21 protein-coding genes are annotated in these 19,280 nt (G+C 64.8%); 4 read left to right on the forward strand and 17 right to left on the reverse strand.

Annotation, left to right across the window (positions count from 1 at the left end):
- Nucleotides 1–24 precede the first annotated feature (24 nt).
- The 13 genes from CFE28_02745 to CFE28_02805 form a co-directional block, all read right to left on the reverse strand.
- The gene (locus CFE28_02745) at nucleotides 25–1,422 is read right to left on the reverse strand and encodes a peptidase S41 (protein OYU69004.1); all 1,398 of its coding nucleotides are present in this window, start codon (nucleotides 1,420–1,422) and stop codon (nucleotides 25–27) included.
- Between the two features lie 94 nt (nucleotides 1,423–1,516).
- Nucleotides 1,517–2,371, reverse strand: a complete 855-nt coding sequence (locus CFE28_02750; GenBank protein OYU69005.1) for a peptidase M24 — start codon at nucleotides 2,369–2,371, stop codon at nucleotides 1,517–1,519.
- Complete coding sequence (locus tag CFE28_02755; GenBank protein OYU69006.1) at nucleotides 2,358–2,822, reverse strand: 23S rRNA (pseudouridine(1915)-N(3))-methyltransferase RlmH; 465 nt, start codon at nucleotides 2,820–2,822, stop codon at nucleotides 2,358–2,360. Before CFE28_02755 ends, CFE28_02750 begins: the two co-directional genes overlap by 14 nt.
- Complete coding sequence (gene rsfS / locus CFE28_02760) at nucleotides 2,819–3,160, reverse strand: ribosome silencing factor (GenBank protein ID OYU71525.1); 342 nt, start codon at nucleotides 3,158–3,160, stop codon at nucleotides 2,819–2,821. The genes CFE28_02755 and rsfS overlap by 4 nt, the downstream gene beginning before the upstream one ends.
- A gap of 140 nt (nucleotides 3,161–3,300) precedes the next feature.
- Complete coding sequence (locus tag CFE28_02765; GenBank protein ID OYU69007.1) at nucleotides 3,301–3,969, reverse strand: nicotinic acid mononucleotide adenylyltransferase; 669 nt, start codon at nucleotides 3,967–3,969, stop codon at nucleotides 3,301–3,303.
- 15 nt (nucleotides 3,970–3,984) lie between these two features.
- The gene (locus CFE28_02770) at nucleotides 3,985–5,502 is read right to left on the reverse strand and encodes a glutamate-5-semialdehyde dehydrogenase (protein OYU69008.1); all 1,518 of its coding nucleotides are present in this window, start codon (nucleotides 5,500–5,502) and stop codon (nucleotides 3,985–3,987) included.
- A gap of 19 nt (nucleotides 5,503–5,521) precedes the next feature.
- Complete coding sequence (locus CFE28_02775) at nucleotides 5,522–6,658, reverse strand: glutamate 5-kinase (GenBank protein OYU69009.1); 1,137 nt, start codon at nucleotides 6,656–6,658, stop codon at nucleotides 5,522–5,524.
- Nucleotides 6,655–7,710: a GTPase ObgE gene (gene obgE / locus CFE28_02780; GenBank protein ID OYU69010.1), complete on the reverse strand. Its 1,056-nt coding sequence runs from the start codon at nucleotides 7,708–7,710 to the stop codon at nucleotides 6,655–6,657. Before obgE ends, CFE28_02775 begins: the two co-directional genes overlap by 4 nt.
- Before the next feature lie 144 nt (nucleotides 7,711–7,854).
- Nucleotides 7,855–8,370: a GNAT family N-acetyltransferase gene (locus CFE28_02785; GenBank protein ID OYU69011.1), complete on the reverse strand. Its 516-nt coding sequence runs from the start codon at nucleotides 8,368–8,370 to the stop codon at nucleotides 7,855–7,857.
- A 123-nt stretch (nucleotides 8,371–8,493) separates the two neighbouring features.
- Nucleotides 8,494–8,763: a 50S ribosomal protein L27 gene (locus CFE28_02790; protein OYU69012.1), complete on the reverse strand. Its 270-nt coding sequence runs from the start codon at nucleotides 8,761–8,763 to the stop codon at nucleotides 8,494–8,496.
- Between the two features lie 31 nt (nucleotides 8,764–8,794).
- Complete coding sequence (rplU, locus tag CFE28_02795; GenBank protein OYU69013.1) at nucleotides 8,795–9,349, reverse strand: 50S ribosomal protein L21; 555 nt, start codon at nucleotides 9,347–9,349, stop codon at nucleotides 8,795–8,797.
- A 113-nt stretch (nucleotides 9,350–9,462) separates the two neighbouring features.
- On the reverse strand, nucleotides 9,463–10,863 hold the full coding sequence (locus CFE28_02800; GenBank protein OYU69014.1) for a serine hydrolase: 1,401 nt from the start codon (nucleotides 10,861–10,863) through the stop codon (nucleotides 9,463–9,465).
- A gap of 33 nt (nucleotides 10,864–10,896) precedes the next feature.
- Nucleotides 10,897–11,835 (reverse strand): cation transporter, encoded by a 939-nt coding sequence (locus tag CFE28_02805; GenBank protein ID OYU69015.1) that lies wholly within the window; start codon nucleotides 11,833–11,835, stop codon nucleotides 10,897–10,899.
- A 97-nt stretch (nucleotides 11,836–11,932) separates the two neighbouring features.
- On the opposite strand from CFE28_02805, the gene CFE28_02810 reads away from it, so the two are divergent.
- Nucleotides 11,933–13,009, forward strand: coding sequence for a cobalamin biosynthesis protein CobW (locus CFE28_02810; protein ID OYU69016.1), 1,077 nt, complete (start codon nucleotides 11,933–11,935; stop codon nucleotides 13,007–13,009).
- Nucleotides 13,010–13,099: 90 nt separating this feature from the next.
- On the opposite strand, the gene CFE28_02815 is transcribed toward CFE28_02810, so the two are convergent.
- On the reverse strand, nucleotides 13,100–13,534 hold the full coding sequence (locus tag CFE28_02815; GenBank protein ID OYU69017.1) for a biopolymer transporter ExbD: 435 nt from the start codon (nucleotides 13,532–13,534) through the stop codon (nucleotides 13,100–13,102).
- 179 nt (nucleotides 13,535–13,713) lie between these two features.
- Here CFE28_02815 and CFE28_02820 point away from each other — a divergent pair, with 179 nt between their 5' ends.
- On the forward strand, nucleotides 13,714–14,682 hold the full coding sequence (locus tag CFE28_02820) for a hypothetical protein (GenBank protein ID OYU69018.1): 969 nt from the start codon (nucleotides 13,714–13,716) through the stop codon (nucleotides 14,680–14,682).
- Here the strand turns inward: CFE28_02820 and CFE28_02825 are convergent.
- Nucleotides 14,679–15,341 (reverse strand): nitroreductase family protein, encoded by a 663-nt coding sequence (locus CFE28_02825; GenBank protein OYU69019.1) that lies wholly within the window; start codon nucleotides 15,339–15,341, stop codon nucleotides 14,679–14,681. The genes CFE28_02820 and CFE28_02825 overlap by 4 nt on opposite strands.
- 129 nt (nucleotides 15,342–15,470) lie before the next feature.
- On the opposite strand from CFE28_02825, the gene CFE28_02830 reads away from it, so the two are divergent.
- Complete coding sequence (locus CFE28_02830) at nucleotides 15,471–16,148, forward strand: monofunctional biosynthetic peptidoglycan transglycosylase (GenBank protein ID OYU69020.1); 678 nt, start codon at nucleotides 15,471–15,473, stop codon at nucleotides 16,146–16,148.
- 5 nt (nucleotides 16,149–16,153) lie between these two features.
- Here the strand turns inward: CFE28_02830 and CFE28_02835 are convergent, their stop codons facing one another.
- Nucleotides 16,154–17,026 carry a bifunctional regulator KidO gene (locus CFE28_02835; protein ID OYU69021.1) on the reverse strand — a complete coding sequence of 291 codons (873 nt, stop codon included), beginning with the start codon at nucleotides 17,024–17,026 and terminating at the stop codon, nucleotides 16,154–16,156.
- A gap of 133 nt (nucleotides 17,027–17,159) precedes the next feature.
- Between CFE28_02835 and CFE28_02840 the strand changes: the two genes are divergently transcribed.
- On the forward strand, nucleotides 17,160–18,077 hold the full coding sequence (locus tag CFE28_02840; protein ID OYU69022.1) for a xanthine dehydrogenase: 918 nt from the start codon (nucleotides 17,160–17,162) through the stop codon (nucleotides 18,075–18,077).
- A 13-nt stretch (nucleotides 18,078–18,090) separates the two neighbouring features.
- Here the strand turns inward: CFE28_02840 and CFE28_02845 are convergent, their stop codons facing one another.
- On the reverse strand, nucleotides 18,091–19,275 hold the full coding sequence (locus tag CFE28_02845) for a hypothetical protein (GenBank protein OYU69023.1): 1,185 nt from the start codon (nucleotides 19,273–19,275) through the stop codon (nucleotides 18,091–18,093).
- Between the last annotated feature and the right edge of the window lie 5 nt (nucleotides 19,276–19,280).

Here is a 19,280-nt window from a genome sequence, read left to right on the forward strand (position 1 = left end):
CCTCCGCGCCGTCCTGGCCGGGGTCTATTTGCTGGACGGAGCCGGTTTGGGATCCGGTTTTGCTGGCGCCTTTGCCCCGACGATTTCCGCCAGCCGGGCCTGCAGCTTGGGCAGTTTCGGCGTGGTCGCGACACCCCCGTATTTCAGCACGTCCTTGGCCCGTGCAAGCTGGAAGTCGCCGGTCTTGGTGTCGAACTCCGCCGGAGGCGCTTCAGCCGGCTCGTGAGCGCCGACCCGGGTTTTTCCCTCGTCAGCCGTCAGGGCATTGCTGAACGAGGCTTCGGAAAACTGGAAGGCGCGATTGGCTATGGCCTGGGCCTGTTCCCGGGTCTCGGCCACTTCCAGATCGGGTATAATCCCTGTCTTCTGGATCGACCGGCCCGACGGGGTGAAGTAGCGCGCAGTCGTCAGCTTCAGGGCGCCGTCAGCCCCCCCGCGCAGGGGAATGACCGTCTGGACCGAGCCCTTGCCGAAGCTGGTCAGCCCGACCACGTCCGCCCGCTTGCGATCCTGCAGGGCGCCTGCGACGATTTCAGCCGCAGAGGCCGATCCTGAATTGATCAGAACGACCATGGGCAGGCCCCCGGTCGCATCGCCGGTCCTGGCGTTGTAGCGCTCGATGTCCCGGGCGTCGCGCCCACGCTGGGACACGATCTCTCCGCCCTCGAGGAAGAGGTCTGAAATTCCCACCGCCTGGTCAAGCAGTCCGCCGGGATTGTTCCGGAGGTCGAGGATCAGGCCCTTCATCTTCGGATTCTTCGCCTTCAGATCGGCGATGGCCGCCTCGGCTTCATCCGTCGTCTTTTCATTGAAGGCAGAAACCCTGAGATAGCCATAGTCGCCCTCCTGCCGGGCGTTCACGGACTTGGTCTTGATCACCTCGCGGACGAGTTTGACATCAAAGGGGTCGGTCTTCTGCCTTGCTATGGTCAAGGTGACCGCCTCGCCAGGCTTTCCGCGCATCTGCTTGACGGCCTCGCTGACAGACAGGCCGAGCACGCTCTGGCCATTGACCGCCGTGATGTAATCGCCCGCCTTGATCCCCGCCTTGAAGGCCGGGGTCCCATCCATGGGCGAAATGACCTTCACCACCCCGTCTTCGCTGGTGATCTCAATGCCCAGGCCGCCATACTCGCCACGGGTCTGGTCGCGCATGTCGTTGAAGGACTCCGCCGTCAGATAGTTTGAGTGCGGATCCAGCGAGGTCACCATGCCGTCGATGGCCGCCTCGATGAGCTTCTTGTCGTCAACTTCAGTGACGTACTGCTGCTTCACCGCTTGAACCACATCTCCGAACAGTTCGAGCATGTGATAGGTCCTGGCGCGGGGCTCGGCCGAGGCGATCGCCTGCTGGCTTACATAGGCCATGGTTGCAGCGCCCAGGACAAAGGCGGAAACGCCGATCAGCAGGTGCTTCTTCATGGCTTTGTCCTAGACCCAGGGTGCGGCGAAAATTGGCCGGATTGCGATCCCACACATCTGCGAACTCGAGGTGCAGACGCAAGATTTATTTCGGTCAACCGCTTGGCGATTTCAGCAGGGGGCTGGGGTTCACCGGGGTCTCGCCTGCCCGAACCTCGAGATAGAGCTGGGGCGGTCCCTCACCCCCATCTGGCATCCAACCGATCTTGGCTCCGGGAAACACATCCTCGCCCGGATTGGCGCTGGACCCTTCCAGGCCAGCCAGCACCAGGTGATATCCGCCCGTAAGCCGCAATATGACCACGACCCCCCAACCCTTTACCGGTCCTGCAAACTGAACCAGCCCCTTTGCTGGCGCATAGACTGATGTCCTGGCCTGGGTGGCGAGGGTCAGGCCGTTGGACTTGCCACCGGCTGAAAGGTCGTCGCCAAAGCCGTGAAGCACCTTGCCGTCCAGGGGTGGCAGGAGGCGCTTGGGGGCCACCAGCTCAAACTGGCTGGTTTCGCCGGTAATCGTCGCAACGGTTGCGACGGGTCCGTTGTCCTCGTCATCCGCCGCCTGGCTGTCTTCCGTAAACCCGGCCTCGTTTGCGACAGCGGCCAGCCGGCGCTGTCGCGCGATTTCCTGTGCTTCCCCGGAATAGATCCGGGCGCGTCTTTGGAGCTCAGGGGTGATCGCCTTGACCAGGATCGCGGCCCGCGCGGCGTCGACGGCGTCATTGGGTCTGACCAGGAGCGGAGGGGGAGGGTCCCGGCGAAACCTCACAAGCACGGTCAGCAGGCGGGCCAATTGGCTGCGATTGCGTCCCTGCAGGGCGTTGACGGCCTTCTCCCGCTCATTGATTGCCGAAAGGGGAGGTTCCTGCGCCAGGGCAAGGGCGCCAAAGCCCGCTATCGCCACCAACACCAGGCCAAGGCTCAGGGCCTGTATCGTCCTAGTCCCGATGATAGGGGCCTCCCGCCAGAATCGTCACCGCCCGATAGACCTGCTCGGCAAGCATGACCCGCGCAAGAGCGTGGGGCCATGTCTGGGGACCAAAGGCCAGCTTGCTATTTGCCGCGGCCAGAAGCTCCGGATCAAGGCCGTCGGCGCCCCCGATCATCATGACCATCCGGCGGGCGCCCTTATCGCGGATCCGGCCCAGTTCGGCGGCGAAGGCCCGGGAGGTGTAGGCGGCTCCATGCTCATCGCAGGCCATGACATGGGCGCCGGCCAGGTGAGGTCGCAGGACTTCGGCTTCGGCGGCCTTGCCGGGCTTGCGGGATTCGACCTCAAGGACTTCAACGGGACCTAGACCAAGGGCGCGGCCCGCCGCCGTGGCGCGGTCCACATAGGTCTTGACCAGATCGACTTCGGGCGACCGTGACAGTCGCCCGACCGCAAGGATCGTCAGCTTCAATTGAAGGCGATGTGCGCCGAAGCGTCGACCGACCAGATCTTCTCGATATTGTAGAAGGTCCGGACTTCAGGACGGAACAGGTGGATGATAAGATCGCCCGTGTCGATCAGGACCCAGTCACAGTGGGGAAGACCCTCAACCCGGGCCTTGCCATATCCCTGGTCCTTGAGGGCGCGCAGCAGGTGGTCTGCAATGGCGCCCACATGGCGATGCGAACGCCCCGAGGCGACGATCAGCCCGTCAGCCACAGCGCTCTTGCCTTTCAGGTCGATGAAAACCACGTCCTGGGCTTGGTCGTCGTCGAGACGCGCCAGGATCATTTCCCCAAGGGCCGCAATGCGGGCGCTAGGGTCGCCCTCGGGGGTAACCGGGGCCGTTTGCGCGCTAGGCGCAGGGTCAGGGCTCAGCGGGGTCGCTCCTTTGTAGCCTCGCTCAAACCTTTCCCTAGCACACCTTGTGTAAAAGGTCAGCCACCGTCTCACCGGCGCCGGGTTTTCCGCGATCTCATGCGTTCCCGCAGGGCTGTCGAAGACTGGAAGTTCAGGGGACCATTCAGGAAGACCCAGGCGGGCGCCTGTCGGTCGGCCAGGCCGCGGGCCTGATCAATGGGCAGCCGGGCATGGGCGAAACGCTTGGCTGCCGGCGCAAACCGGCTCTTCAGGGATATCCACGGCCGGGACACCACCGCCACAGGCGCGACCTGCATGATCTGGGTCCAACCCCGCCAACGGTGGAAACTGGCCAGGCTGTCAGCCCCCATCAGCCAGACGAACTTCACGGCCGGGAAGCGCCCCTTCAGGGCTCTCAGGGTGTCGATGGTGTACTGGGTGCCGATGCGGGATTCCGCGTCTGAAACGATCATGTTGGGGCCGCGGGCAAACCTTCTGGCGCCGGTCATGCGTTCGGCCTGGCTGGCGGTCTCGTGGGTCGATTTCAGCGGGTTCTGGGGAGACACCAGCCAGATGACCCGGTCCAGCCCCAGCTTGCGTCGCGCCGTCTCCGCCACGTGGGCGTGGCCTTCGTGGGCGGGGTTGAAGGATCCCCCATAGATTCCCACGCGCATGCCCGGCGTAAGGTTGAACCCCAGCCGCAGGGTCGCCGGCCGCCCGGCGGGCGGAATGCGTCTAGCGACTCCGGCTGACCACATGGCGCGCCAGAGAGGTCAAAAGGATTTCGCCGTGTCAGGATTGCGATCGAGATTGCGGTCGCTCTGCCGCACCCGGGCCCGGATGGTGAAGACCCCGTCCCCGGCCAGGACGCCGCCTCTGGCGAAAAGTCTGCCATTCTCCCAGTTGGACAGGCCCAGTTCCGGCCTGTCCAGGGCGTATTGTCCGTCCACCCAGCGGGTAAAGCCATCGCCGACAAATGGCGCATCGAGGCTGGCGAAGAAACGGGACTGGGCCTCAGCGTCCTCCGCGATCAGGCTGGCGCCAAACCTCGGGCTGTAGCGATTGAACAGGGCGATGGCGTGGTCGAGGTCGTCGACAATGGCCAGGGTAACCTCGGGCCTGTCTTCCCACTCCCATTCAGTCGCGAGGGCGGCTTCGGCAATCAGGTCATGCGGCGCATCCATGGCGACGCCTGGGCTCAAGACATGCAGCCGGTAACCCGACCGCCTCTGACCTGCCTCTTCCAGCGCTGCGAGGAAACGCGGAACCAGGTCCTGCGCACGGGAGCGGACAATGGCGCAGACATTGAGGGTGTTGCAGACCTTGCGGTCGAGGGAGTGATAGACCGCGGCGAAGAAGCGATCGGCGTCAGCACTGTCATCCGCCACCATCCAGGCGCCGCCCGTGCCGTGCAGGCTGACCGGAACGCCGACTTGCCGGGCAATGGCGCCGAGCTGGGCGACGGCAGGCCCTGAGCCCCGCGCAACCGCGAGGGCCAGACGTCTGTCGCTGAACAGGGCCCAGCCTGCAGCGTGTTCCGCAGAGGCCACCAACCGCGCAGACCCGGCTGGCAGACCGGCTGACTGAAGGGCGGGATCCAGGGCGTGACGGACTATGGCCTGGGCTGTTCCAAGGGCGTCGGACCCGATCCGGAAGACCACGGTATTGCCGCCGCGGATCACGCCGGTAGCGTCGGCGAAGACATTGGGTCGGCCTTCAAAGACGAAGCCGACCACACCCAGCGGCGCCTTGACCTGCTCGATCTCCCAGCCCGAATGTGAGATGCGCTCAAGGACAGCGTCACGGCCGCCAGGCTGGTCCCGCCAGACCCGAAGCCCGGCGATCATGTCCCGCCGCATGTTGGCGTCGGCCTTCAGGCGGGTCGTGGAGCGACCTCTTTCCAACGCCCGGGCGACATCGCGACTGTTCGCCTCGGAGATCTGCGCCCAGACGGCGTCGTCCTCCAGGGCTGTGGCGAAGAGATCAAAGAAGGCGGTGATCTGGGCATCGCTCACCGACGCCATCTGATGAAACGCCTGATGCGCCTCAGTGACGGCCTGGCGGGCCAGTGCCTGAACGCCTGCCGGAATGTGCAGAAGGTCTCCGGTATCCTGAACGACCACAAGTTGGTCGCCGGGGGCGAAAGCCCTGGCAAGGTCGGCGCTGACCCGGGTGAAGCGGTCGCCGGAAAATGGTATCAACATACCGCTTTGCAGGGTCAGCAGGGCTTCGCCGCGCGCGCCCGTCTCTTCCTGCAAGTTTCCGCCCGTGTGGTCCAAGGTCGCCGCCATATGCTCACGTTGAGCCTTACTAGGCGGGTTTCTCCAAAGGTTCAAATAGCAGGGCCAGGTCATCGGCGTGAATCATCGGCCCCTCAGAGAAGCCAAGAACCTGTTCAATGGCTGCAGACTTCAAGCCGCAGATCCGCGCTGCGTCGGAATCGTCATAGCGGACCAGGCCCCGGGCGATCTCATGGCCGGCCTCATCGCGCACCAGGACCGCGTCGCCCTTTTCAAACCGGCCCGTGACGTTCTTCACCCCGGCGGGCAGCAGGCTCTTACCGGTAGCCAGGGCCCGGGCGGCGCCTGCGTCTATGGTCAGGCCCCCCACGGGGCTCAGGGATCCGGCGATCCAGGCCTTGTAGGCAGCCTTGGCGGAGAGGGCAGGTTCGATAAGGGTCGCGGGCTCGCCGGCCTCGACCGCCGCCAGGGGCGCGGGACGGGATCCCAGGGTGATGATTGTGGCGCAGCCGGCCTGCTGGGCGATACGGGCGGCCAGGATCTTGGTCGCCATGCCGCCGGTGCCGACTCCCGCCCCCTGATTGGCGCCTCCGGCCATGGCTTCGATCTCGGCGGTCAGGTGGGTCAGGCGCGGAATATGGACAGCGTCGGGATTGCTGCGGGGATCCGCCGAATAGAGGCCATCAATGTCCGAAAGCAGGACCAGGACATCGGCGCCGATCATCTGTGCCACCCGGGCGGCCAGACGGTCATTGTCGCCATAGCGGATTTCTTCGGTGACCACGGTGTCGTTCTCGTTGACCACCGGGATGACGCCCAGGGTCAGCAGGGTCTCGGTCGTGGCCCGGGCATTAAGCCAACGGCGACGGACCTCGGTGTCGTCCCGGGTCAGCAGGATCTGGGCGGCCGACAGGCCAAAGGGCTCCAGGGCCAGCTCCCAGGCCCGCATCAGGGCCGACTGGCCCGCAGCGGCGGCGGCCTGTTTCTCGGGAAGGGTCAGGGCGCGCTTGCCCAGGGACAGGCGCTTTCGACCAAGGGCCACGGCGCCTGAGGAAACCACCAGCACCTGCTGTCCGCGATCCCGAAGCCGGCCAATGTCCGCCGCAAGGGCGCTGAGCCAGGCTCCATCAGGCGCACCATCGGCGCCGACCAGCAGGGAAGATCCGACCTTGACGACAATCCGCCTTGCGGCGGTCAGTTCGCTCACGGCGTCCAGTCCGCTGGCGCCTGGCCGGTCTTCGCCAGGGCTTCTTCCGCCGCCCTGGCCTTGCGCTCCCGAACCAGGGAATAGGCTTCCCGAAGGAGTTCCTTCACGCCCATGCCGGAAACCCCCGAGACCAGCCGCACAGGGCCGTTCACAGCTTCGGCCAGGGCTTCGCGCTGCATTTCCAGGGTGTCTGCGTCCAGAGCGTCGATCTTGCTCAGGGCGACGATTTCGACCTTGTCGCCCAGCTCCTCGCCATAGGCCTCAAGTTCGGTCCGCACGGTCTGCCAGGCCTGGACCACATCGGTCTGGGTGCAGTCCACCAGATGGATCAGCACAGCGGTGCGCTCGACGTGACCCAGGAACCGGACCCCCAGGCCCGCGCCTTCGGAAGCGCCCTCGATCAGGCCGGGAATGTCGGCCATGACGAACCGCTCTTCCGGCGACAGGTCCACAATGCCGAGATTGGGCGCCAGGGTAGTGAAGGGATAGTCGGCGATCTTGGGCTTGGCGGCGCTGGCCGCAGCCAGGAACGTGGACTTGCCGGCGTTGGGCAGTCCGGCAAGGCCCACATCGGCGATCAGCTTCAGCCGCAGCCAGATGACCTTTTCCTCGCCGTCCTGGCCCGGATTGGCGTGATAGGGCGCCTGGTTGATGGGGCCCTTGAAGCGGTCATTGCCCCACCCGCCATTGCCGCCCTTGGCCAGCAGGATCTTCTGACCCGCCTTTTCCAGGTCAGCGATCAGGGTTTCCTTGTCCTCCTCCAGGACCAGGGTTCCCACCGGCACCTTCAGGACAATGTCTTCGCCATTGGCGCCGTGGCGGTTGCGGCCCATGCCGTGAATGCCGGTGTCAGCCTTGAAATGCTGCTGGTAGCGGTAGTCGATCAGGGTGTTCAGGCCTTCGACCGCCTCCATCCAGATGCTGCCGCCGTTGCCGCCGTCGCCGCCGTCAGGTCCGCCATACTCGATGTACTTTTCCCGACGAAAGGACACGGCGCCGCCGCCCCCGTTTCCGGACTTTATGTACACCTTGCACTGGTCAAGAAATTTCATGGGCAGGCTCTAGAGCATGTTCCGATAAGTGGGAACCGGTTATCGGATCGAAACATGCTCTAACATCTTGAATTAGAGCCTTTTTGATCCCCTGAGACGTTTAAGTCTCAAGGGAGAAGTCTCTAACACAGAGGAAGACGAAGGTCATGCCAGCCAGACCATCCAGCGTGATGGCACAATGTCTCCTCGGGCCTTGCTGACCGAAGGCGTCACCTGACCGGTATAGAGGAAGCCTGCCTTGCACAGGACCTCGCCCGATGCAGGATTGTCGACAAAGTGCCGCGCCGCCACATGGCGCCGGTTCCAGACCGACCTGGCCCAGCTCAGGGCGCCTCTCGCCGCTTCCGTGGCGAAGCCGCAGCCCCAATAGGGCTTGCCGATCCAGTAGCCAAGCTCCGCCCGCCGTCCCTCACCCTCGGAAAAGCCCACAGTCCCGATGGGGCCATGGTCCGGGTGGTCAATCACAAAGGTCTCATGGCTTGCATCGCGAAGGAACTGCTCAGCGTCCTCGATTCCATAGGGGTGGGGGATCGAGGTGGTCATCCTGGCCACTTCGAAGTCGTTCAGCAGTTTGGCCAGACGGCCAGCGTCGTTCAGCCGTGGCGGTCTCAGTCGCAGGCTGGGCGTCTCGATGACGCTCTGGATCTCGAAGGGTCTCATCCTGACCTCCCGGCCCTCTCTGGGGGCCTTCAGAAACGAAAAACGGGGAGCCCGGCGGTCCGGACTCCCCGTTTCGGGAGATCTGTTCGGTCCGCCTGGGGCGGACCTGTAATTCAGGTTCGCCTAGCTAGCTGCAGCTTCTGCGGTGACCACATTCACGTAGGTGCGGTCGTCGCGCTTGGTCACGAACTTCACGGCGCCATGGGCGGTCGCAAAGAGGGTGTGGTCCACGCCCATGCCGACATTGTCGCCCGGGAAGAACTTCGTGCCGCGCTGGCGCACGATAATGTTGCCGGCGATCACGGCTTCGCCGCCGAACTTCTTCACGCCGAGACGACGGCCCGCTGAGTCGCGGCCGTTACGGGATGAACCGCCAGATTTCTTGTGTGCCATCTTGGCCTCCTAAATTCGACGAGACCGACGCTTATTCAGCGTCGGACTTCTTGGCGGCAGCCTTCTTCGGCGCCGCCTTCTTGGCGGGAGCAGCTGCGCCTTCCGCGGCTTCAGCCTTCGGAGCGGCCTTGGCCTTGGCCGGAGCCTTGGCTTCAGCGACCGGCGCTGCAGCAGCTTCCAGAGTTGCAATCACGTGGGTCAGGTTCCGGGCGCGGGCGTTCATCATGGCCTTGGTGGTCATGTCGACCACGCCGTCCCACTTGGCGCTCTTGCCAGCGCCTTCGATGGCCGTGACGCGCAGGACCGTTTCGGTCTGGCGATGGCCCTTGGTGCGACGATAGCCCTGACGGCGGATCTTCTTGAAGATCTTCACCTTCTCACCCTTGCGGGTTTCGACCAGGGTCGCGTTGACGGTGGCGCCGGCGACGGTGGGCTCACCCAGGGTGACGGCGTCGCCATCGCCCAGCATCAGCACTTCGCCGAACGCCACATTGGCGCCGGGCTCGCCGTCGAGCTTCTCGACGACCATCACATCACCAGGTTGGACCCGGTATTGCTTTCCGCCGGTTTTAATCACCGCGTACATAATTCGCGCCTTGGATACAGTGCAAAAAGGATTACGCCCGCGAGTTGGCCCGCGAGCGAGAAGCGCGGTCTTATACAGACCACCTGCGGCAAGTCAACGCGAACCGGCGGGATTCAGTCGGCGGCCCTGGACTCTTTTGACCCCGCTGCGGGGGATTTATCTGACTCCTGCTCCCAATGGGCGACAAGAGCCTGGCTGACGGCCTGCATGAAGGCGAGACGTTCAGAAACGGGGTTGTGGGTTCTCTGCAGGAAAACCGCCACGGCGTAGGTCCGACCGTCCGGGGCGGTGATCAGGCCAACATCATTGATTCCTATGGAGCTGCCCTGGAAATCCTGTCCGGTCCCGGTCTTGTGGGCTATGCGCCAGCCGTCTGGCAGTCCGCCCTTCAGGCGGTTCGGGCCAGTGGTCGCCCTGGCCATGGTGTCGAGCATCCAGCGGGTGGACTCCTTCGACAGCAGCTTTCCGGCCTGGAGACGGCCCAGGGCCACAGCCACTGAACCGGGGCGCGCGCCGTCATAGGGCCGGGACAGATAGGCCTCCAGGGCCGCCTTTCGCGCTTCAGTCGGCAGATGCGCCCGGGCGGCGTTGAAGGCGCCATAGGGGGCCAGTTCAGGACTCCAGGTCAGCCCGGCGATATGGGCCTGGAGGTGACGCTCGTCTTCCGCCAGTGCAATGCCTTCGAGCCCCTTTTCGTGGAGCAAGCGACGGACAGCTCCCGGCCCTCCGGCCAGGGCCATCAGCTTGTCGTTTGCGGCATTGTCGCTTTCGATCAGGGCGCGCCTGAGCAGGTCTTCGACCGTGGTGGGAAAGCCTTCCGGCGTGATCAGATAGGATACGGGCTGATTGAAGACGCTCCTGTCGGACTCGGTCAGGACGACCGCGTCATCAAGACCGGCTGCGCCCCTGTCGATCGCCGACAGGGTTGTCAGGGCCACCCACAGCTTTGAAACGCTCTGCTGGGGAAAGGCCTCGTCGCCGCGGACATCGACCATCCAGTTGGCCGAGATGTCGACAATCGCCAGGCCGACGGTCTCGCCGAACGCCTCGGCGAGAGAGTCGAGATCCCGCTGCAAGGCTTCCGGGCCAGGCTTCGGGGCCTGAGCCGAGCTGTCCTTGACCGCCAGGAGCGTCGGCATGAGCCGGACAGGCTTTGGCGCCTTCAACTCCGCCGCTGTCTCCGGCGTGGGTAATTGTCCGGCGATGGCCGTGGCGCCGGCGAGGCTCGCCATGGTGACCAGGGGCCAGCGCAGTTCGAAGGTCTTGAGGGCGCCGCCTATGGCCATGTCTATCGCCGTATCCGGCAGGCCCCTCAGGCTTCGAAGCAGGCGTGCGGGAGCGGTAGCCACCCCGAGCCTGAGCCGGCCAAGGCCCTTGCTCCCGGCGACCACCAGGAGCCACCCGCCATCCGCCAGTTTCCAGAACAGACCTGCAGCAGCCCGCCTTGCCTTGCGGGCGAGGCTCCTCCGCACCTTGGGCGGGGCGGGCATGGGACTCAGGGTCTGACGACTCATGCCCTCCCTTGAGTCTTGATCCGGGGGCGCCCGTCAAGCGTCGCCGTTGGCCCGTACTTCAATTGTAATGTGGCTGAGCTCGGGAATGCCTTCCAGGCGACGCCGATAGGCCAGGGCCGGTTCAGGCGTCTCGGCCTGCAGGACGATAATCGCAGCGTGATGCCCGGGTCCCAAACGCCAGACGTGAAGGTCAATGACCTGGGCGCCATCCACGGTCAGCCTCTGCCTGATATCGTCCATCAGGGCTCGGGAGGGTGTGGCGTCCAGAAGGGCCGCGCCGGTCCGGCGCAAGAGCTTCCAGGCGAAGTGGCAGACCAGGACCGCGCCAGCCATGGCGGCGACAGGATCCGCCCAGGTCAGGTCCCACGCCCGGCCTGCCGCCAGACTCAGAATGGCCAGTCCCGAGACCACCGTGTCAGCCGTCAGATGCAGATGGGCTGCAGACAGGTTGAGGTCACCATCCGTATCCGGCCCTGCGGCCGCCTTCGGCTGCAGGATGCGCACGCAGAGCAGGTTGACCAGCAGGGCGAGGGCCGCCAGCTCCAGAGCGCCCACATAGGCGATCTCCTCGGGCTGGAAGACCCGCTGGAGGCTTTCAATACCGATCATCAGGCCTGTGGTCGCCAGGACCAGGCCATTGGCGAAGCCTACCAGATACCCCACCTTGCCTGTGCCGAAGGCAAGGCGGGAGTCCCGGGCGAAGGCGCGGGAAATGCCATAGGCCACGGCGGCAGCGGCCAGGACCACGATATGGGCCGCCAGATGCAGCCCGTTGGCGATCAGCGCCATGGAATGAAAGACCATTCCCCCGATGATCTGGACGGCCATGGTGACCACGCAGATGGCGACCACCAGCCAGGTCCGCCGCTCATTGCGGGCATGGTCAGCGCCCAGATAGGCGCGATCATTGCGGAAGGTGTCCAGGGGAGGAGTTGTCGCCAGCGGGCTTGTCACGGAGATCTCAGGGGCCATCAGGGGAGGGCGTCGCGGAAGTGTTATTGTGTAACACTGTTGATCGGTCAAGTCTCTGACGCCGGAGACTGTTCCCTCCCGGCCCTGGACGCATTACATGGGACCCATGACCCAGAAGACACCCGTCACCGTTCTCACCGGCTATCTCGGCGCCGGAAAGACCACCTTGCTGAACCGCATCCTCTCGGAAGACCATGGCAAGCGCTACGCTGTCATCGTCAATGAATTCGGGGAAATCGGCATCGACAATGACCTTATCGTCGGCGCCGACGAAGAGGTCTTTGAAATGAACAATGGCTGCGTCTGCTGCACGGTGCGCGGCGACCTGATCCGCGTTCTGTCGGGCCTGATGAAGCGCAAGGGCGGCTTTGACGCCATTATCGTCGAGACCACGGGACTGGCCGACCCAGGCCCGGTGGCCCAGACCTTCTTCGTTGACGATGATGTCCGCGCCAAGACCCAGCTGGACAGCGTCACCACTGTGGTCGACGCCATGTACCTGCCTCTTCGCCTAGCGGACTCCAAAGAGGCGGTGGAGCAGATCGCCTTCGCCGACCAGATCGTCCTGAACAAGACCGACCTGGTGAGCGAGGCCCAGCTTCGCGATGTGGAAGCCCGCATCCGGCGGCTCAACCCCCTGGCGCCGATCCACCGGGCCCAGAGGTCCAACGTGCCCCTGGAAATGATTCTGGGACGTGGCGGGTTTGACCTGGAGCGCATTACCGAACTCCAGCCGGAATTCCTGAACCCCGCCCACGGCGAAGCGGGCCATGTCCACGACGAAAACTGCGACCACGACCATGATCACCACGATCATGACCACCATGGCCACGATCATCATGACCATGACCATCATCACCACGACCACGCCGCCGAAGCCGGCATTCGCGGCATCTCCCTGGCCTTCGATAAGCCGCTGAACGCCAACCGGGTGACCGCCTGGCTGAACGGCGTGCTGCAGACCCAGGGCCCTGACATCCTGCGGGCCAAGGGCATTCTGGACGTCGCAGGCGAAGACCGGCGGCTGGTCTTCCAGGCGGTCCACATGATTCTGGAAGGCGATTTCCAGCGGGACTGGAAGCCGGGGGAAACCCGCTCCTCCCGCATGGTGTTCATCGGCCGCAATCTCGATGAGGCCGCCCTCAAGGCCGGGTTCGAGGCCTGCGCGGCCTGATCCCGGTCCGGGACTGTTCCCGGGTGACATCCAGGCACAAAAAAGCCCGCCCCGGTTTCCCGAGGCGGGCTTGATCTTGTCTGGCTGGGCCTAGAGGTCTTCGTTGATCAACGCGACCTGGAAGTAGCCATTGCCCTGAAGGGTGTTCATGACTTCCATGAACTGGCCGTAGCGAACGGTCCGGTCAGCGCGGATATAGACCCGCTCCTTGGTGGGATCAGGCTTGTTCAGCTTGCGCGCCAGATCGCCGGAGAGGTTATCGATCGAGGTCTGGGCCTCACCGATATAGATCCCGCCATTGGCCTGGATGTTGATGACCGTCGGCTCCGGCGGCTTCGGCGCGTTCGGCGGCGGCGGAATGGCCGGCGGCAGATCGAGCTTGATGGAAACCGTCGCGGCCGGAATGGCCACCATGAAGATAATGAGCAGAACCAGCATAACGTCGACGAAAGGCGTGACGTTGATGTCGCTGTTCTGGCCGAGGTTGAAACGGCCGCCGCCGCCACCGCCCAGCTTCGCTCCCATAAGAAAATCCTTCCCTTGAGGGCGCCCGGATGTGCGCCCGTCCGTCTGTCCCGACACCCATCGCCAATCGTAAGCAGCTTGTAAAGCCCCTACTGTCAGCCTTTCTCAACAAGTGACGAGACTCGCCCAATTCGTAGTCAGGGCGTTTTCCAACGCCTCGTCACGCTCTATGGAAGCACATGACCTATTCTTTCGACGCTTATGTGACCGCCGCCCTGTTTGACCGGTCCGGAATGGCCGCCTTCGCCCTTGGCGATGGCAGGATCGCCTTTGAAACCGGCGAGACCCAGGAGGCGCACAATGGCGTGGTCCTGTCCGCCGCCCTGCATCCCGGCGGCCTTGGCCTGCTGACAGGAGGCGATGACGGCCGGGTGGTGTGGACCAGAAAAGAGGCAGTCGAGGAGATCGCCAGGATCCCGGGGCGCTGGATCGACACTGTTGCGGCCAGCCCTGAGTCGAAACTCATCGCCTTCGGGGCCGGAAAGGAACTGCATGTCCGTGACAGCGCAGACCCGGCCTTCTCGCGGACCTTCCAGCATGAAAAATCCGTGGCCGACGTGGCCTTTGATCCCAAGGGCCGTCGCCTGGCCGTGGCCACCTATGGCGGCGCCTGGCTCTGGTATGCCAGGATCGCCGAGCAGAAGCCGCAATTGTTGAAGTGGGCGGGAAGCCATGTGGGTCTGGCCTGGAGCCCGGACGGCAAGTTCCTGATGAGCGCCATGCAGGAGAACCAGCTTCACGGCTGGCGCGTGGCCGACGACAAGAACCTCAAGATGGGCGGCTATCCAGGCAAGGTGAAGAGCATGGCCTTCCTGGCCAAGGGTCTGATGCTTGCCACCTCAGGCGCCAATGGGGTGGTGATCTGGCCCTTCGCCGGGGCCACCGGTCCCCTGGGCAAGCAGGCCGCCGAGATCGGCTATGACGAAAGCGCCATGGTCATCCGCGTGGCCGCCACCCCCAACAGCAATCGGGTCGCGGCCGGTCTGGATGACGGACGGGTCTGGGTCTGCGACCTGACCGACCAGAAGACCCGGCCGGTGAAATCCGAGAAGGGCGACCCCATCAGCGCCCTGGCCATCAGCCCGGACGGCAAGCGGGTGGCCTGGGGCGACGAAGGCGGCGGGGCCGGCGTCTCCGAGGTAATCTAGGCCCAGCCCTTCAGTTCGCCCCAGACGCTGAACGGGTCACGGGCTGAACGCCATCCGTTGATCGGCGCGGTGTCGTCGGCATAGCCCAGGGCCATGCCGGAAAACACCATGTGGTCCTCCGGCAGGCCAAGGACATCGGCCAGGGTCTTGGGATAGCGCGCCCAGTATTCCTGTGCGCAGGTCGAAAGCCCCTTCTCAACCGCCAGCAGCATGACGGTCTGCATGTACATGCCCAGGTCCGACCACTGGGGCGGTCCCAGCTTGCGGTCCAGGCAGAAGAACAGTCCCACCGGGGCGCCGAACAGTTCGCCGTTCTTCGCCAGCTGGCGCAGGCGCGCAGGTTTGTCTTCCCGGGGAATGGAGATGGAGGCGTAGAGCTCTTCGCCATTCTGGAACCGACGGGTGCGGAAGGGGTCCCAGAGGTTGGCGGGATAGACATCATATTCAGGCTCTTCGCCGAAGGGGTTTGCGGCCACCTTCGCCTTCAGATCGTCCAGCGCCGCGCCCGCCAGGCCATAAACCCGCCAGGGCTGAAGATTGCCGCCGGACGGCGCCCGGGCGGCGGCCTCCAGGATCTCCTGCACCAGGGCCTGGGGCGGTGTCTCGGCCTTGAAGGCCCGCACCGAGGTGCGACGGGCTACGGCTTGGCTGACATCCATCTGATTCTCCCGGGTCTGTGGCGTCGCGGCTTGACGCCGCTGACGAGCCCGTTAGCACTTGTCCCCAGGGGCAGGGCAAGGCCCCACTTCAACAGGGGCCCGATGCCAAAGACAAGACCCCGGGGCCGGATGGCCAAACTCCTGAGAGGCCTGCTCGGCCTGCTGGTCATTGTCGGCCTGGTTGGACCGGTTCTGGCCGTGTCGGTCTATCGGTTCGTGCCGCCTCCGGTCACCTTCCTGATGGTCCAGAGAACGGTAGAAGGTCAGGGCTTCGCCCGTCGCTGGCGGCCCATTGACGACATGTCCAACAGCTTGCCCCGGGCGGTGATCGCCGCCGAGGACGCCAAGTTCTGCCAGCACCACGGCTTTGACTTCACAGCCATGGAAAAGGCCTTCGCACACAATGAGAAATCCAAGCGGATCCGCGGCGGCTCGACCATCAGCCAGCAGACTGCCAAGAATGTCTTTCTCTGGCCCGAGCGCTCCTATGTCCGGAAAGGCCTGGAGGCATATTTCACCGTCCTGATCGAACTGCTCTGGGGCAAGAAGCGGATCATGGAGGTCTATCTGAACAGTGTTGAATGGGGGCCAGGCATTTATGGCGCCGACGCCGCAGCCAGGAAGAATTTCGGCGTAGGGGCGGACAAGCTTACCCCCACCCAGGCTGCACGACTGGCGGCCATACTGCCCAGTCCCCTGAAGTGGCGCGCGGCGGCGCCTGGACCCTATGTCAGAAAGCGTTCAGGCAGGATCGGCGCAGCGGCCGGGACGGTCCGGCGCGAAGGCATGGACGACTGCGTCAACTGACGAGACTAGGCCGCAGCCCAGGCGCGGGAGTCCAGGGCTTCTGGATCATCCATGGCCATGTCGTCCCAGTCGAGATCCGGAATTGGACGGGAGGCGGCGCCAATCACGGCGTTCATTTCGCCGACGGATCCTACGCCCACCAGGACCGTGCTGGCTTCAGGACGGGACAGGGCAAAGCCCAGGGCGGCCTGAAGCGGGTCGGACCGCCCCTCGGCGATCAGGCGGCGGGCGCGGTGGATTCGATTGGTCGCGGCCTTCAGATGGCTCGGCGCCCGTTCCGGCGGCAGCAGCAGAAGGCCGTTCAGGAAGATCGACCGGAGCTGGACTTCCAGGCCCATGCCGGCGATGGCGGCCAGGGTTCCGTCGATCAGCAGGCGCTGATCCAGCAAGCTGGCGGGCGCCTGGACCACATCAGGGCGAAAACGGCGGGCAAGACCCAGGGGATCGTCCGAAGCGAAGACCGAAATGCCGATCTTGCGGGTCAGACCCTGGTCCTTGAGCATTTTGAGCCGGTCCCAGAGGGCCAGACCATGGGGGCCGAACAGTTCCGAGGCGGACGGCACCAGCAGACAGTCAGCCTGCTCGACTCCCAGTCGCCTCAGGACGGCGCGGGCTTCGGCTTCAACCAGATCGGGACCGCGATCGGCGCGGACCGTGGAAATGGTGACGTTGAAGGGATTTGGTCGCGGCATGACCGAGCCAATGTCCAGCTCGGCCTGGGGCGAGCGCCCGGCAAGGTCAAAGGCCTTGAGACCCGAGCGTCCGGCGATGTCCAGAATATCGCGCACTTCGGCCTGTGGCGGGCGACCGCGCACAGCCACCTGGTCCAGGGCGAACTGGCCCGAAGACAGGCCCAACTTGGTAAGCAAACCGGTCATGAACTGCGGAAAACGCCCTGACGAAGGAAGATCGAAGGCTCATATTGGGACAAAGGCCTAAAGAACCGGTGTCTGAAACCCTTCCGGGGAGTTAAGGTTCGGGGTCATGAGAGAGCCCCTTCCCGAATGGCCGATGTTCGGCCTGACCGACGATGTCCGCCCCGCCCTGCGCCAGGCAAGGGCCGCCAACATGCCCATGATCCTCGCCACCCTCATCCGGGTGGACGGCGGCGGGCCCCGCCCGGTCGGCACCCAGATGGTTTTCGCCGAGGGTCTGGTTTCCGGATATTTCTCGGGGGGCTGTGTCGAGGCCGATATCGCAGACCACGCCCACGCCTGCCTTGCTGACGGTCAGCCCAGACGCCTGGTCTATGGTCAAGGCAGCCCCTGGCCCGATATCCAGCTGCTTTGCGGCGCCGGGATCGAGATCTTCCTGGAGCGGGTCGCCCCCGATTCTCCGGCCCTGTCAGACCTGCTGAGCGCCGAAGACGAACGACGGCCGGTCAGCTGGGTGAGCGATGGGGCAAGACAGGTCTGCTTCGAGCGGGACAAGGCCGCGCCCTGGCCGGACGCTGTGCAGCGGGACTATGATCCGCCCCAGAAACTGGTGGTCTTCGGCTCTGACCCCACCGCCCTGGCCATCGCCCAGCTGGGCGCCCAGAGCGGCCTTCAGACCACATTTGTCCGGCCCAAGGGGCCAGAGACGCCGCCGCCGATTCCGGGCCTCGCCTATCGTCGCGATGATCCGCAGTCGGCCCTCGCAGCCATCGGGACAGACGCCTGGACGGCCATCGCCGTGGCCACGCACAATCTCGAGACCGATCGGGACGCCCTGGCGGCCGCTCTGCCTTCTTCTGCGGGATATGTGGGGCTGCTGGGCGCCCGCAAGCGGTTGGCCGAAAGGCTGGCGCCGCTCCGGGCTGCGGGCGTGCCCGAGGAACAACTGACCCGGGTCAAGGCGCCCATCGGCCTGGACATCGGCGGCAAGGCGCCCTGGGAGGTCGCGGTCTCGGTCATCGGCGAGATCATGGCCCAGAGGTACGGCCGCTAGACCGCTTCGGACCTCAGAGTTTGCGCAGCCAGAAACTGGAGCCGTAAAGGTCCATGCCTTCCAGCCTTCCCTTGCGCAGCAGGGCGTTGGCCTGACCGATCAGGTCGCGGTCGCGCATGACAAACCAGCTGGGGAACAGGATCTCGAAATTCGAGGCGCCGAACAGAAGCGCCACGGCCAGCAGGTACTGCTCGTTCCACAGCCGATGGACGTGTCCCGAGATATAGTCCTCTGGCAGGTAGATGTCGTGAATGTGCACGATCACCCCGGGCTTCAGTCTGGGCAGGATCTCCAGGAAGAAGACCGTGACGTCCGAGCCCTGAAAGGTCCGGTGCGAGCTGTCGATGAAACAGATGTCGCCGGCTTCCAGGGACTGGAAGATGGCTGGATCACATCGTTCCAGCGGCAGTCTGATGACCTGATCGCAGAGCTGATCGATCTCGTTGCGGGGCTGCGGATCGATGGAGGTCAGGTGGGTCTGAAGGCCGTAGGTCCTGATGGCCCGGCGGGCGTATTTGGTGGAAACGCCGGAGCCGACCTCGATCATCCTGCGGGGATTGTGACGCTTCAGCAGGCCTGTCAGGGCCATGGCGTCCAGCGGCGAGAACCAGGCGTTCAGCCAGAACGGCGTCGGCCCGTCATAGGTTCCGCCGAGGGGAATGGTGGCGAAGTCGGCCTGCAGATCGCCCAGGCTGGCGATGAGGTCCCTGTAGGTTTCCCGACCCGTGCCGATCAGGGTTGTCAGTTCGGGGTGGGCTGGTCGACCAGCGCCATAACGGATTTCCGATGAGTAGGGATAGTCTACGATGGTGAAGTCGTGACGGGCCAGTTCGGTGCAGAAGACCTGGGTTTCCAGGGGGGGCGGCGGGCCCGCAGTCGGGCTTTGCGCGGAAGCCGCCCGGCCATAGGCGGCCTGTGCATCCTCCGGCCGACCGGCGTCACGGAGAGCCACAGCAAGATCGGCCCAGGCCCGGGGATTGGCGGGTTCGGAATCGGCGGCGGCCTGGAGGCCCGTCAGGCCCTCTTCAATCCGTCCCAGCCGAAAGGCGGCGATCGACCGAAGCCGCCGGGCCAGGGCATGGTCGGGCCTTGTCCGCAGGACCTCGCCCAGGGCGATGTCGGCGTGATTCAGCAGATTGTCCCTCAGCCATCCCGCGGCCTGGGCAATCTTCGCCTCCACAGGGTCTGGTGAGGTCATGATGG

Source organism: Alphaproteobacteria bacterium PA2, from assembly GCA_002256425.1.
GTDB lineage: Bacteria > Pseudomonadota > Alphaproteobacteria > Caulobacterales > Caulobacteraceae > Phenylobacterium.